Annotated in this window: 11 protein-coding genes; 10 read left to right on the top strand and 1 reads right to left on the bottom strand. The window is 30.6% G+C overall.

All coding sequences use genetic code 11. The features are described 5' to 3' along the window. Nucleotides 1-79: 79 nt before the first annotated feature. The 5 genes from KMP11_RS04945 (at nucleotide 80) to KMP11_RS04925 (ending at nucleotide 7,101) form a co-directional block, all read left to right on the top strand. Complete coding sequence (locus tag KMP11_RS04945; RefSeq protein WP_216279614.1) at nucleotides 80-1,126, top strand: galactitol-1-phosphate 5-dehydrogenase; 1,047 nt, start codon at nucleotides 80-82, stop codon at nucleotides 1,124-1,126. Nucleotide 1,127: 1 nt separating this feature from the next. Further along, on the top strand, nucleotides 1,128-2,159 hold the full coding sequence (locus KMP11_RS04940; RefSeq protein WP_216279613.1) for a zinc-binding dehydrogenase: 1,032 nt from the start codon (nucleotides 1,128-1,130) through the stop codon (nucleotides 2,157-2,159). 317 nt (nucleotides 2,160-2,476) lie between these two features. Further along, complete coding sequence (locus KMP11_RS04935) at nucleotides 2,477-3,106, top strand: recombinase family protein (RefSeq protein WP_216279612.1); 630 nt, start codon at nucleotides 2,477-2,479, stop codon at nucleotides 3,104-3,106. Between the two features lie 90 nt (nucleotides 3,107-3,196). Then, the gene (locus KMP11_RS04930; RefSeq protein WP_216279611.1) at nucleotides 3,197-4,846 is read left to right on the top strand and encodes a site-specific DNA-methyltransferase; all 1,650 of its coding nucleotides are present in this window, start codon (nucleotides 3,197-3,199) and stop codon (nucleotides 4,844-4,846) included. Beyond that, nucleotides 4,843-7,101, top strand: a complete 2,259-nt coding sequence (locus tag KMP11_RS04925; RefSeq protein ID WP_216279610.1) for a DEAD/DEAH box helicase family protein — start codon at nucleotides 4,843-4,845, stop codon at nucleotides 7,099-7,101. The genes KMP11_RS04930 and KMP11_RS04925 overlap by 4 nt, the downstream gene beginning before the upstream one ends. 293 nt (nucleotides 7,102-7,394) lie before the next feature. Here the strand turns inward: KMP11_RS04925 and KMP11_RS04920 are convergent, their stop codons facing one another. Beyond that, nucleotides 7,395-8,027 (bottom strand): superoxide dismutase, encoded by a 633-nt coding sequence (locus KMP11_RS04920; RefSeq protein ID WP_216279609.1) that lies wholly within the window; start codon nucleotides 8,025-8,027, stop codon nucleotides 7,395-7,397. Between the two features lie 150 nt (nucleotides 8,028-8,177). Between KMP11_RS04920 and yaaA the strand changes: the two genes are divergently transcribed. The 5 genes from yaaA (at nucleotide 8,178) to pyk (ending at nucleotide 15,571) form a co-directional block, all read left to right on the top strand. After that, the gene (yaaA, locus tag KMP11_RS04915) at nucleotides 8,178-8,903 is read left to right on the top strand and encodes a peroxide stress protein YaaA (RefSeq protein ID WP_216279608.1); all 726 of its coding nucleotides are present in this window, start codon (nucleotides 8,178-8,180) and stop codon (nucleotides 8,901-8,903) included. Between the two features lie 10 nt (nucleotides 8,904-8,913). After that, on the top strand, nucleotides 8,914-9,498 hold the full coding sequence (locus KMP11_RS04910; protein ID WP_216279607.1) for a flavin reductase family protein: 585 nt from the start codon (nucleotides 8,914-8,916) through the stop codon (nucleotides 9,496-9,498). A 266-nt stretch (nucleotides 9,499-9,764) separates the two neighbouring features. Then, the gene (locus KMP11_RS04905; RefSeq protein ID WP_216279606.1) at nucleotides 9,765-13,037 is read left to right on the top strand and encodes a DNA polymerase III subunit alpha; all 3,273 of its coding nucleotides are present in this window, start codon (nucleotides 9,765-9,767) and stop codon (nucleotides 13,035-13,037) included. A 115-nt stretch (nucleotides 13,038-13,152) separates the two neighbouring features. Next, nucleotides 13,153-14,115, top strand: coding sequence for a 6-phosphofructokinase (gene pfkA / locus KMP11_RS04900; RefSeq protein WP_216279605.1), 963 nt, complete (start codon nucleotides 13,153-13,155; stop codon nucleotides 14,113-14,115). A 13-nt stretch (nucleotides 14,116-14,128) separates the two neighbouring features. Continuing rightward, nucleotides 14,129-15,571, top strand: a complete 1,443-nt coding sequence (gene pyk, locus KMP11_RS04895; protein WP_216279604.1) for a pyruvate kinase — start codon at nucleotides 14,129-14,131, stop codon at nucleotides 15,569-15,571. Nucleotides 15,572-15,869 lie beyond the last annotated feature (298 nt).

Below are 15,869 nucleotides of genomic sequence, written 5' to 3'. Positions count from 1 at the left end.
CAGAAGCGGTAGTTAGGTATTTGTAGGTTTCCTATTAAATATTAACTACCTTTTTTGTATAGTAAGAAAGGAGAATAAAGTGAAAGCAGCAGTATTATACGAAGGAACAAAGATAGAAACTAGGGAAGTTGAAGAAATAGCTTGTGGTAAAAAAGATGTAAAAATAAAAGTTATGGCTTGTGGAATATGTGGTTCAGATATTCACAAAATGCAAACTAGGTGGAAATATTCTTACCCAGCAGTTATGGGTCATGAATTTTCTGGGCGAGTAGTAGAAGTGGGAAATGAAGTTACAAAATTCAAAGTAGGAGATAGAGTGGTGGCAGTGCCATTTTTACCTTGTAAAAAATGTAGTTATTGTGAACAAGGAAATTACTCTATGTGCGAAAATTATAAAATGATAGGCACTCACTTTTACGGAGGATTTGCAGAATATTGCACTCTACCAGAAGAAAATCTTTTAAATATAGGTAATTTAGATTTTGAAAGAGCAAGTTTTATAGAACCTCTAGCAGTTGTTATGCACGCAGTTATGGGTATAAAAGTTCAACTGGGAGACAGTATTGTTATTTTGGGAGCTGGAACAATTGGTATGCTAACTATGCAGGCAGTAAAAGCCTTGGGAGCAAGTAAAATTATAGTAGTCGATATTGATAACAAAAAACTTGAAAAAGCTAAAGAGTTAGGAGCAAGTCATACCATAAACTCCCTAGAAGAAAATTTAAAAGAAAAAGTATATGAATACACAGCAGGTTTTGGAGCAGATATTTCTTTAGAATGTGCAGGAAGTCCTATAACACAAGAGCAAGCACTTTTAATTACTAAAAAAAGTGGCAAGATAGGTTATACAGGTATAGCTTATAAAGATGTTTTATTAAAAGAAGAAGCCTTTGAAAGTATTTTTAGAAAAGAATTAACCTTAAAAGGATTTTGGAATTCTTATTCTGCACCATTTCCTGGTCGTGAATGGACTAATGCCATAGAATTATTAACCAAAGAAATTATTAAAGTTGATAGTTTTATTTCTCATAGATTTTTAGTGGAAGAAGTTGCCAAAGCTTTCCAAATGATTTTAAACAAAGAAGAAGTATACAACAAAGTATTAATTAAACCTCAAGGAGAATAATATGTTATCAGTAGTAAAAACAAAAGCAGGTTATGACAATTTAGAAATTTTAGAACTAGAAGAACCAAAAGTTTACGGAGATAAAGTTAAAATTGCAGTAGGCTTTACTGGTATATGTGGTTCTGATATTCATACCTTCAAAGGAGAATACAATAGTAAAAATCTTCCAGTAACATTAGGTCATGAATTTTCTGGAAGGGTCGTAGAAGTAGGAGAAAATGTGAAAAATATTAGGGTGGGTGATAGGGTAACGAGTGAAACTACCTTTGAAACTTGTGGAGAATGTATCTATTGCCAAAGTAAAGATTATAACCTATGCAGTAAAAGAAAGGGTATTGGAACACAAATTAACGGAAGTATGGCTAAATATGTTTTATCAAGAGAAGAAAGTTGCCACGTTTTACCAGATAACGTAAGTTTAGAAGCTGCTTCACTAACAGAACCTCTAGCTTGTTGTACCCATGCAGTTATGGAAAAAACATCTGTTAAAGATGGAGATGTAGTTTTAGTTATCGGTCCAGGACCAATAGGTTTATTACTATCTCAAGTAGCAAAAGCAAATGGTGCAAAAGTTATCCTAACTGGTATAACAAAAGATATGCCACGTTTAAATCTTGCTAAAGAAATAGGAATTGATATCATAGTAGACAGCCTAAAAGAAAATTTAGAAGAAATTGTCCTAAGAGAAACTAATGGTTACGGAGTTGATAAAGCCTTTGATTGTTCTGGTGCTGTTATCGCAGTAAATTCAGCCCTACCCCTAGTTAAGAAAAAAGGAGATTTTGTTCAAGTTGGACTGTTTGCTGAAAAACGCAACTCACTAGACCAAGAATCAATTATCCAAAGAGAATTACGTTATATCGGTTCTCGCTCTCAAAAACCATCATCTTGGGTGCTAGCCTTAGAATTATTATCGCAAGGAAAAATTGCGACAGATAAAATGATTACAAAAATTTTCAGCATAGAAGAAGCAAGACAAGCATTTGAAACTGTAATGGCAGGTAATGAAATAAAAGTCTTAATAAAATCATAAAATCAATATGCAAAAGGAGTTAATTTTTAATTCAATCCTTCTTACTAAAAAATTTATATTATTTTACTAAAAATATTTTTCGTAAAATCTTACAACTAACAAATAAAAATAAATCTACTTTGTTATAAATTTCAGCCTGAATAAGCATTTCTACCCTAAATATTAAAGGGCATTACTCTATCTTTTGAAATATAGGATAAAAACTTATGAATAAATAATAAAAAAGAATTTCATGTGGTATAAAATTCATCGAAATTCTTTTTTTATTATTTATATTATTTGAGATAATAGGCTAAAAAATATTGGAGATATCAACTATGAAATACGGTTATATAAGAGTATCAACAAGAGAACAAAATATTGAACGCCAGTTGACGGCTATGTACGAAAATGGTATTAGCCGCAGATATATTTATATTGATAAGATGTCGGGGAAAGATTTTAACAGAAGATCTTACAGACAAATGATAAAACGTCTAAAAAAAGGAGATGAAATTGTAATTAAATCAATTGATCGTTTGGGAAGAAATTATGACGAGATTCTTGAACAATGGCGTTACTTGGTAAGAGAATGTGAGGTGGATATTAGGGTTATTGATTTAGAACTACTCAATACTAAGTCGGCCTTTGATAATAATATTACAGGACGATTTATTTCAGATTTAGTCTTACAGGTATTATCCTACGTTGCACAAGTTGAACGTGAGAACACACTTCAGAGGCAAAAGGAGGGGATAATAGAGGCAAAGAAAAAAGGGGTTAGGTTTGGACGGCCTAAAAAGGAAGTGCCGGATAATTTTGAAGAAGTTTATCAAAAGTGGAAACTAGAAGAAGTAAATATTCGAGAAGCGGCTATAATACTAGGAGTAGCAAAGACGACTTGCTACAACTGGTTAATACAGAGAAAAAACAAAAAAAATTTGCAAAATACCAGGTTTTTGGACTAGAAAAGCAAGTGTAAAAAATAAAAAACACCAAAAATTCAATAAAATTCTATTTTATGATACAATAAGAAAAAAAGACAGAAAGGAAAAATCATGGCAAACATATCACAGCAAAAAAGACAGAAAATGCTAGACTTTTTAAATAAACTAAAAGGGGAACATCAAGATGATGAAAGTCTAAGAGCTTTGGGTCAAATTGAAACAGCACTTAACGAGAAAAAATACGGTCTAGTCTGGGAAAAACACACAGAAAAAGTAGATGAAATGTTAGAACACAACATACCCGTATTCTGTGAAGATGAGAATAGAAAAATCACAGTAAAAGAAAATGAAGTTTACAATTTTTTATTAGAGGGGGACAATCTCCACTCCCTAAAACTCCTTGAAAAAACACACAAGGGGAAAATTGATGTTATCTATATCGACCCGCCTTATAATACGGGTAACAAGGACTTCATTTATAACGACAGCTTTGTTGATAAAACAGACGGTTATTCACATAGCAAATGGCTATCCTTTATGGAACAAAGACTTGAAATTGCCAGAGAGCTTTTAAGTGATGAGGGTGTTATTTTTATCTCTATTGATGATAATGAACAAGCACAACTAAAATTACTTTGTGATGAAGTGTTTGGGGAAGAAAATTTTATTGCAATTTATAAGTGGAATAAAACGTCAACCCCACCTTCATTATCTAAGAAAGTAAGAAATAAATTTGAATATGTTATTTGTTATGAAAAAAATAGAACTGATATTAAATATAATGCTGGAATTACTCTTGGTGGAGATATGCCTTTGTTGAATGAAGGAAATACAGTTAGAGATATAAAGTTTGATAAATCAAAAGTTAAATTTAGTTTTAATGGAAAATTTAAAAAAGGAAATTATGGAAAAATAGAATTAAAAAATGATTTAGATATTGTTGACGGATTTTCAAAAGAAGATTTTGTTTTAAGAGGATGTTTTAAATGGACTCAAGAAACAGTAGATGAGGAGGTACTTAACGAAACAACTTTTGTAATAAAATCTAAAAAATTTTCTCCACGTTATGTTAGAGTTGGGGAAAGAATAAAACGTCCTTCAGATATTATTTCTATGAATGAGTGTAGAGTTGAAACAAATGAAGGAGCAAAAAAAGAACTTAATATTTTAGTTCCTAATAATTCCATGACTTATCCAAAACCTACATCTTTAATTAAATATTTAATTAGATTTACTGAAAATAACAGAACAAATAAAATTATTTTAGACTTTTTCGCAGGGTCAGGCACAACGGGGCATGCAGTAATGCAACTAAATAAAGAAGACGGAGGAAATCGTAAATATATTCTTTGCACCAATAATGAAAATAATATTTGCGAGGAAGTAACCTACCAAAGATTAAAAAATATTCAAGAAGACTTACCCCATAACTTAAAATACTTTAAAACAAAATTTATTGCTAAATATGAAAGTGATGAAGATGAAGAAAGTATCTCTGAAAAAATGCTAGAACATATTAAAGAACTAATTGAACTAGAATATCACATTGAAATAGACAATAAAAAATATATTATTTTAGATGATGAAGATAAACTTGATGAAATAGTTAATACTATAAAAGAATATGGAAAACTATTTATTAGCTCGGGTATCTTCTTATCAAGAAGCCATCAAAGAATATTAGACGATAAAAATGTTTCTGTAATCAATATTCCTGAATATTACTACAGAAGTGAACTTAAGGAGGTTGGAGAGATATGATTGGATTAAAACTTAAAGATTTTCAAGAAAAAGCAGTAGACTTTCTTTTTGAAAAAACAACAAATAGTAAGTCTAAACCCAAAATTGTCCTGCAAAGTCCTACAGGAAGTGGTAAAACAATAATTTTAGTAGCCTACATTGAAAAATATTTAGATTATCATGAAGATGATATTATTTGTTGGTTTTGTCCGGGCAAGGGAGAACTTGAAGAACAGTCAAAAGAAAAAATGTGTCGATTTTCACCGACTTTAAAAACAGGAACTTTATTTGATATTTTATCTAGTGGATTTGTTTCTGGCACAAGCTACTTTATTAACTGGGAAACAATTACTAAAAAAGATAATACTGCCATAAGAGAAAGCGAAAGAAAAAATCTATTTGAAAGAATTTCTGAAGCACATAGAAAAGGTAAAAACTTTATTATTATCATAGATGAAGAACATCAAAATAATACATCTAAAGCAGATGATATTATTTCAAGTATCAATGCAAAATATGAAATAAGAGTATCTGCTACACCAAATAAAAGAGTTGTTGGAGAATTTTATGAAATACCAGAACTTGATGTAATCAATGAAGAATTAATTACTCGCTTTATGTATATTAATAAAGGATTAGAATCAGTAAGTGTAATTGACCCCAAAAATGAAGCAGAAATACTACTAGAAAAAGCAGACGAAGTTAGAAAAGAAATTGCACAAGCCTATATAGATGAAAAAGAAGATGTAAGACCTCTTGTTTTAGTTCAATTTCCAAATTTAAATGATGAACTTATTGAATTTGTAGAAAACAAATTGAATAACATGGGCTATAGTTATCAAAATAAACTACTGGCTTCATGGTTTAGTGCAGAAAATAAGGAAGACAAAGACAGAAAATCTAAAAAACTAGGAAAAATAAATATCGGAACAAGAGATGAAGACAGCATTACAAAAGCTAATGCAAGCCCTGTATTTTTACTTTTCAAACAAGCACTAGCTACTGGCTGGGATTGCCCTCGTGCCAAGATACTTGTAAAACTGCGTGAGAACATGAGTGATACATTTGAAATTCAAACGCTAGGTAGACTTAGAAGAATGCCAAAGGCAAAACATTATGGAAGAGATATACTAGACTGTTCATATCTATATACATTTGATGAAAAATATAAATTAGATGTAATAAAAGCTGGTAGCGGATTTGAAACGCAGAGATTATTTTTAAAAGATGAAGTAAAAACTATAAAACTTAAAAAAGAACTTAGAAATCAGGACGGCAACTATGTAGACGAACAAGAAATGCGTAATCGTATCTATGAATTTTTTAAAGAAAAATATTCATTAGACAGTATAAAACAAGAAAATAGAAAAAGACTAGAAAATGCCGGTTTTATTTTTGGTACAAGCTTAAAAAGAAAATACCTAACAGGTAAATATTCTACACTAATGCAAGTAAATGAAGAACATGCACAATATGGAATAATGGATATTGAAGTAAATACCCACATTCACGGTATTGATAGACAGCATTGCGTTGATGCCATTAAAAAACATATCGGACTTAGCTATGACAAGACACATCAAATACTTAAAACATTATTCCTAGGAGGGAATTTTGGGAATAAGAGATATAAATTACTAAATTTAAACCTAAGAGAATTTTACGCTTTTATTATTAATAATGTTGATAGATTAAAAGAGGATTTTATTACATTTTCCGGAATAAAATATTTGCAGGTGCAGTGGTTGGAAAACAGAATTGAAGATTTTGTAATTCCGTCTGAAGAACATTATCGTTATGTTCCATTTGAACCAAACGTAAGAAATTTAGAAACGAATGTGTATAAGGAATATAATACATCTATGATTACAGACGATTTTCGGTCTACATCAGAAAGACTATTTGAAAAATATTGTGAGAAAAATCCTAATGTGAAATATGTGTATAAAAATGGAGATAGTGGACAACAATATCTATCAGTAGTTTATGGAACAAATTTTGATAAACAAAGACTATTTTATCCCGACTATATTATTCAACTTCAAGATGGTTCAATCTGGTTGATTGAAACTAAAGGAGGAGAGAAAAACGGACAAAGTAAAAATATCGATATTCAAGTAGAAAATAAGTTTGAAGCATTTAAAGAATTTGCAAAAAAACACGGATACAAGTTTGGTTTTGTTAGAGATAGAAATGATGAACTATATTTAAATAATACAGACTATGTAGAAGATATGAAAAATAATAGTTGGCTTTTACTTGCGGAGATATTCTAGTATGCAGTAAGTTCAAATAAATTTTATCAGGTCTGAAAAATTTGGGTAATAAGAGTAAAGCTTTAAAATACATAAGAAATAAAAAGAGGAGAAAGCAGAAAAAAATTGTTAGTAATAAATACGGGGAGTGTAAAGAAGCCACAGAAAAATTTGAAATATAAATACTTATAATTTATTTTAAAAATTTAAAATGAAATTTATTATGGCATAAGAATTTTAAAAATATATAAAAAATTTATAATTTACCTGAGAGAATAAAAATCAACTAAGAATTTCTTAGTTGATTTTTATTTTTATTTATTGCAACCACAGTGGTTTTTGGCTTTTTCCAGGCGAGAGTTTACGAAATCCCAGTTTACTACCCTGAAAAATTCTTTGATGTATTCAGGTCTGCGGTTTTGGTAATTTAAGTAATAAGCATGTTCCCAAACATCTAGTCCAAGAAGTGGGAATTTTCCTTCCATTACAGGCGAATCCTGGTTTGGAGTTGAGATAACTTCTAGTTTACCGTCTTTGTTAAGAACAAGCCAAGCCCAACCACTTCCAAAACGACTAGTTGCCGCCGCTGAGAATAAGTCTACAAATTTTTCATAACCTCCAAGGTCAGCATCTATTTTTTCTTTTATTTCCCCAGTCAAGACAGAAGTATCTGGAGCTGCTAGAGATTTCCAAAATAGTAGGTGATTTAAGTGGCCACCTCCATTGTTGATTACAGCCTGTTTAATGTCGGCAGGAACTTTATCAATATTTTCCAATACACTGCCTATACAGGTAAACTCGAAGTCGGGATGTTTTTCCAGAGCTGCGTTTAGGTTATTTACATAGGCGGCGTGGTGTTTAGAGTGGTGTATTTCCATAGTAGCCTTGTCTATTACTGGTTCTAAGAAATCATAGCCGTAGGGTAATTTTGGTAATTCAAACTTCATTTTTTATTCCTCCAAGAAATTAATTTATATTTATTATAACTAATTTTAATATTTTCAACAAAGTATTTGCTTATATCTAAAATAGTTTTTAATTGCAAAAGAAATTTTTTTGTATATAATGGTTAGTGTATTAAATTATAGGAGTTGTATATGAAAATTTTAATACCTACTGCTAAGGAAATGAAAATTGATAGTAGTAACCAAAAACTTGAGACCTTGCCTGAAAAAAGTAAGATGATTTTAGACGTTTTATTGAAGTATGATATAAAAGACTTAGCAAGGATATACAAAATTAAAGAAGAGCAGGCTCAAAAAGAAAGCTTGCGTTTAAAAAATATAGCTAGTCTTGATGCCAAAATATACGAAGCTATAAACTTATTTGACGGTTTAATGTATCGCAATATAAAAAGAGTGGCCCTAACCGAAAAGGAAAAAGACTATGTGGGTGCTAATGTTTTTATTGCCTCGTCCTTTTATGGTATTATTAGTGCATACGAAAAAATATCCGAACACAGACTAGATTTTCTTCAAAATATCAAGGTAGGGAGTATGTCCTTAAAACAATACTGGCGTAGTGAATATGACGAATTTTTAAAGAATGAAGATTTTGCTATTTCTCTACTCTCAAAAGAATTTGAAGAAGTTTTTTCAAAAGACTTGAGGAGTAAACTTATAAAAATAATATTTATGGAGAAAAAAGACGGAGAATTAAAAGTTCATTCTACTATTTCTAAAAAGGCTAGGGGTAAATTTTTAAGTCAGCTCATAGAAAAGAATATTGATAGTATTGAAGAAATAAAAAATATAGAATTTGATAATTATGGTTACAAAGAAGACTTATCTTCTGAGAAAGAATTAATTTTTGTTAGAAATTAAGAGGGAAAATATGTTTATAAAAGAAAAATCTGAAATTCACACTAAAAAATTATATTATGCTTTCCCAGTGGTTTTGGTTGGCTACAAGGATGATAAGTTTAAGTACAATGCAACAACAATAAGCTCGACATATTCTTTGGGAAATACAATTAATATGGGAATAACTTCGGATAGTCATGCGGCAGAGCAAATAAAAAAATATGGCGAATTCACAATAAATTTACCCTGTGATAGTCTGATGTCTGAAATAGAAATATGCGGTTTTTTCAGTGGTAACAACAAGTTACAGCAGGCTGACCTGCCCTATACGGTAGGAAATTTTGTAGACGCCCCCCTAATTGATGAATGTTTTTTATCAATGGAATGCAGGGTGAGGGAGTGTATAGAATTTGAAGGTTATGTACATTTTATAGGCAAGATAGAACGCCGTATTGCCGACAAAAATCTTGTTGATGAAGATGGTAATTTTATAAGTGAAAAAGCAAAAACGGTACACTTTATAGGTTGTTCAAACAAGCGTGTTTATCGCTATCTCAAAGAAGAAACTAAGGACTTGGGGGACTTTATAGAGGGTGGCACAAGCAACTGTGGCTAAGTCAAGGCAGTAATTCAAGAAATTGAGTTATTGCTTTTTATTATGACCATATTAGAGTTTAAAATAATTTGTATTTAAAAATTTTAAATATTTTTTATCAAGTTCTAGCAGAAAATATTTTTTATAACCAATATAAAAAACAAAACTAATATTTTTTATTCCTAGTTACTAAAAATATTTGTTTTTAAAATATAAATTAGCTAAATTTTATTTTTTTTCTATTTATAGTATAATTAAAATATTATTAATTAAGAAGGGTGGATAGTATGAAATATTATAACTTGCAGGTGCACACCAGCTATGACTTGTTAAATAGTACCATAAAATTAGAAAATTTATTTCAAAAATTAGAGGCTGACAAGCAAGAAGCAGTTTGCATTACAGACCCAAATATGTATGCAGCTATCCAAAGTCATAAACTAGCTAAAAAATATAATATATCTTTAATCCAGGCCCTAGAAATAAAAGTAAGCAACGAACTAGATTTTTTAAACTTAAATATTTTATGTAAAAATGAAAAAATGTTTAAGCAACTTCTAAAAATTTCTAGTCTTATACAAACTAAGGGCAAAGAATTTTCTTTAGAAGAAATAGCTGAAACCTTATCTGATTTTAAAGATGACTGCCTCCTTATAGTTGCATCGGAAATATTTTCTGTAAATCAAGCAAAAGATATTGTAGAAAAAATAAAAAATTTAGATTACTACTTCGCATTTAATGAAAGTTATAACTACAAGGTCTATCAATATATTAGTAAATTAGTTTATTCCAAAGCAAGTTACTATTTAGACTATAATAATTATCAAACTCTTGTTGTTGCTAGGGCAATAAGAGATAACAGAAAATTAAATATAGAAGAATTAGTTGTAACTAGGGGTAATGATTTTGTTTACACCCAGGATAATATCATAAAACTTCTTGATAATATTATTAATCCCTTGGCTAAAAATTTATTGAAAAAAGCTATTGCAAGGCAAGAAGAAATTATTAAAAAAACTAAATACAGCTTAGAATTTAAGGGCTATCATCTACCCAAATATGTCTATAATAAAGATGAAGAAATTTTCAAACAAAAATCAAGCCTTGAATATCTGCACTATCTTGTGGTTAAAGGTGCAAAACAAAAATTAGGTGGTAAAGATTTTTATAAATATAAAAAACGTTTTGATTATGAACTTAAAACAATTTATGAAATGGGCTTTGCTGATTATTTCTTAATAGTTAGAGATTTTGTAAAATATGCCAAAGAAAATGGAATTGCTGTTGGGGCAGGACGTGGTAGTGCAGCAGGAAGTTTGGTCTGTTACTTGCTGGATATTACAGAGGCTGACCCACTAGAATTTAATTTACTATTTGAAAGATTTTTAAATAAGGATAGAATTTCTATGCCTGATATTGATATAGATTTTCAGGATACTCGTAGAGATGAAGTAATAAAATATGTAGAAGAAAAATATGGAAGCAATAGGGTAGCCCAAATCATAACCTTTAATACTTTTCAATCCAAAAGTGCGGCTAGAGAAAGTGCTAGGATACTGCAATTTTCCGATGAAAATTTAAAGTATATCAGTAGACTAATTAATTCTCGTATGAGTTTAGAAGAATGTTACGAAGAAAATTTAGACTTGAGAAATTTTGTTCATTCTAGCCAGCAAAATGAACGCTGGTTCAGTGTTGCTAAGAGTTTAGAAAATTTACCACGCAATACTTCAGTACACGCAGCAGGTTTAATTATTAGTGATGAAAATAATTTATATAATTATACTGCCCTAGAAAAAGGAAATCTTGTAAGTAACCTAACCCAGTGGACTATGGACGATATAGAATATGTGGGACTTTTAAAAATAGATTTTCTTGGTATAAGATACTTAACAATGGTAGATAATATTGTTAAGGAAATTCAAAAAACAGAAAAAAATTTTGATATAAAAAATATAAGTTACAAAGATAAAAATGTTTATAAGCTATTTGCTGAGGGTAAAACAGAAGGAATATTCCAGTTTGAAAATAGCGGTATAAAAGAAAAATTACGCCTCTTACAACCGACAGAATTTAATGATGTTGTAGCCATGACTTCCTTATATCGACCAGGACCCATGTCCCACATAGAAACTTATATTAATAGAAAACACGGCAAAGAAAATGTAAAATATCCTCACCCAAAACTTGAGAAAATTTTAAAAGACACTTACGGAGTTATTGTCTATCAAGAACAGATTATGCTCATAGCCGTAAATTTTGCCAATATGAGTTTGAATGAAGCGGACAATATGCGTCGAGCAGTTAGCAAAAAGAAAAAAGAAGACTTAGAATATTACGGTAAAATCTTCATAGAAAAATCTGTTTCCTCTGGTTACGACCTAAAAATAGCCCAGGCTATTTTTGAAATGATAGTAACCTTTGCCAACTACGGTTTTAATAAATCTCACGCTGTGGTTTATAGTATGTTAGCTTACAAACTTGCTTACTTAAAATATTATTACAACCACTATTTCATGACAGCTTTATTAAATAATGTTGTCAACAGTGAAAATAAAATAAATGAATACAAACAAGAATTAAATATCCACAATATAAAATTACTCAATCCAGATGTCAACATAAGTGGAATTAATTTTACAGTTAATAAAAATAATATCAGCTTTGCTCTAGTAGCAATAAAAAATGTAGGTTTTAGGTCGGCAACAGAAATAGTAAATGACAGGCTAAATTTTGGTAAATACTTAGATATTGATGACTTTTTAAGAAGAATGAATAAAAAAGTAGACTATCAAGCGGCAACTTCTTTAGTAAAGGCTGGGGCCTTGGATAGCTTTGGTTATAATCGAGCCACTGTAATGAAAAAAATAAAAGATTATTACGAAGATACTAGACAACACATTGACAAGGTGAGATTTGCTATAAATACAGAAGGTTTAACTTTGAAAATTGAAGAAGTTGAAGACTATACAGTACAAGAAAAAATAAAAATGGAAAAAGAAGTTACAGGAACTTATTTTTTAAAACACCCAGCCCAAGTAGAAAAAGAAAAATATCACTACCTGCCTCTTAAATATCTAACAAACGAAAGTAGCGATAGCTATGTAGAAGTAATTAATATCAAAGAAATAAAAACTAAAAAAGGAGATACAATGGCATTTTTAACCGTAAATGACGGCAAGGCTGACTACGACCTTACAGTATTTCCTAATGTATATAAATATGTCCTTGCCATGTTAAAGACAAATAATTTTTTTGTAATTTCTGTCAAAGCTCAAATTAGAAATGACAGACTACAATATATTTTAGAAAAAATAAGGACACTAGAAAAATATCGAGATTATTGCTTAAATAATATCAAACAAATATATGTTCTGATAGACGAAGAAAATATTAATTTTGTAAAAGAGTATATTGCTAGTGATGCAAAGGTTAAATTAATTTCCGTTTTTAAAAATAATAAAATAACTAAAAAAACTCACATAAAAAACGAACAAGAATTTGTTTGTAAATTTTTGGAATCCTACCCTGAAAAAGCTATTAAACTAACTTATACATAAATTAAATAAAAAGAAAAAACAAACAAAAAAACAAAAATAATCCTTTTTTCTCTAGTAATAAAATAAAAAATATGTTATTATTTATATGAATAAAATAAAAAAGGAGTTCTTTAAGATGAAAAAAATAGCAGTCTTAACAAGTGGTGGAGATGCTCCAGGCATGAATGCTACCGTTCGTGCAGTTGTAAGAACAGCAATTTTTAATGGGATCGAAGCCTACGGTATATTTCAAGGCTACAAGGGTATGCTAGAAGGTAAAATAAAAAAACTTGAATGTGGTGATGTTGGTAACATTATAAATCGTGGGGGAACTTTTTTAGGTTCTGCAAGATTTCCAGAATTTGCCAATCCTGATGTAAGAAAAGGCGCTATTCAAAATTTAAAAAATCTGGGTATTGATGGGCTTGTAGTTGTTGGTGGTGATGGTTCTTATCGTGGTGCCATGGCACTTAGTAGGGAAATGGATATAAAAACTATTGGTATCCCAGGCACCATAGATAATGATATTTGCGGTACTGATTTTACTATAGGTTTTGATACAGCCTTAAATACAATAATTGACGCCATAGATACAATTCGTGATACAGCATCAAGCCATGAAAGAGTATTTGTTATAGAAGTAATGGGACGTAATGCAGGAGATTTAGCCCTAGTTGCAGGTATTGCAGGTGGTTCAGAATCAATAATAATTCCAGAAAAAAAAGAATCTCTTGAAGATGTAATTTCAAGAGTACGCCAAGCAGAAGCTAGGGGGAAAAAACACTCAATCATCATCTTAGCAGAAGGAGTTATGTCTGCACCTGAACTATCAGAAATGATAAAAAAAGATTATGGGATCAATGTAAAATATGCCATTTTAGGTCATATTCAACGCGGTGGGACACCTAGTGCTATGGATAGGTTGCTAGCATCAAGACTTGGTAACTATGCAGTGCAATTACTTATTGCTGGAGAATCGGGAAGAGCAGTAGGTATTCAAAATAATAGATTGGTAAGTTCACGCTTTGAAGATGTCTTTGAAGACGAACACACAGTAGACTTAGATATGTATGAAGTGTCAAAACAACTTTCAATATAAAACGAGGTAAAGAATGAGTAAAAAAACAAAAATAATTTGTACAATAGGGCCAAAATCAGAAAAAAAAGAAATCTTGAAAAAAATGGCAGAACTAGGAATGAATGTTTGCCGTCTTAACTTTTCGCACGGAGATTATGAAGAACACGCAGCACGCATAGCTACAATAAAAGAGGTTCGAGAAGAAACTGGGAAAAATATAGCCATACTTTTAGATACTAAGGGTCCAGAAATTAGAACTAATGAAATGGAAAATGGAGCCATACTTTTAGAAAAAGGAAAAGATGTTATCGTATCTATGAAAGAAGTATTAGGAAGTCCTGAGATGTTCTCAATTACTTATGGAGAATTGGTTCATGATGTAAAAGCTGGTGATACAATATTATTAGATGATGGCTTAATAGGACTTACGGTAAATAAAGTTGATGTGGAAGCTGGATTGATATACACGACTATTCAAAATGGTGGAGTTCTTAAAAATAAAAAAGGTGTAAATGTGCCAGGTGTATCAACTAAATTACCAGGTATTACTGAAAAAGATGAGCAAGATATTCGTTTTGGCTGTAAACAGGGTATTGACTTTGTCGCAGCATCATTTGTTCGTACTAAAGAAAATGTTTTAGAAGTACGCCGTATTTTAAAAGAAGAAGGTTGCGAACACGTTCAAATAATTCCTAAGGTAGAATGCCAAGAATGTGTTGATAATATAGAATCAGTCTTAGAAGTATCAGAGGGAATTATGATTGCTCGTGGAGATTTAGGTGTAGAAGTTCCAGCAGAAGAAGTGCCGATTATCCAAAAAGATATTATTCGTCGTTGTAATAAATCTGGAAAATTTGTTATCACTGCTACACAAATGTTAGATTCAATGCAAAAAAATCCACGACCAACACGTGCAGAAGTATCAGATGTAGCTAACGCTATTTTTGATGGTACAGATGCAATAATGTTATCTGGAGAATCAGCCGCGGGTGCTTATCCTGTTGAATCGGTAGAAACAATGGCAACAATCGCCAAACGTGCAGAAGATATGCAGGACTATTCAAGCATTATCAAAGAAAGATCAAAAACTGATAAAAAATGTAATGTTACGAATGCCATAGGTATTTCTGTTGGCTATACGGCCCTTAATTTAGACTTGCATACCATAGTAACTTATACAGAATCAGGTCAAACAGCCCGTCTAATTTCTAAATATCGTCCTAACGCTTCAATCCTAGCAGTTACTCCAAGTGAAAAAGTAGCTAGAGGACTAAGTTTAGTATGGGGAGTGGATGCAAAAGTTTCTCATCAAGTAACTTCAACAGATGAAATGTTAGAAACTGCAAAAGATATTGCCGTTGAATCTGGTTATGCTAAAAAAGATAATGCAATTATCATAACTGGAGGTATCCCAGTAAATGCAGGTAAGAGTAGTGTAGGAACTACTAACTTTATCAAAGTTTCATTAATAGATTAAGCTATGAAAATATATTAAAAATATAAAATATTAAGAAACACAGGTAAAACTAAATGCTAGAATAAACATATCAAATGGAGTTTGACAATTAAGCGATTTTCTAGATCTATTGTAAAACTCCATTAAATTTTTTATTAATTCTACCAAGTTAATTTTAAGTAAATAAATTTCCTTGCTACAATAGCCTATAAGCAATTAGTTAGGCTTTTTTTACTAGCTCTTTATCAGGCTGAATAGCTAGTAAGAAAAATATGGCTCTATTCCCATTTTCTCAATTTCTTTTTAACAAGCAAATTCT

It is taken from the genome of Gemella sp. zg-570, assembly GCF_018866345.1.
GTDB lineage: Bacteria > Bacillota > Bacilli > Staphylococcales > Gemellaceae > Gemelliphila.
This window is presented reverse-complemented; position numbering and strand designations above follow the sequence as displayed.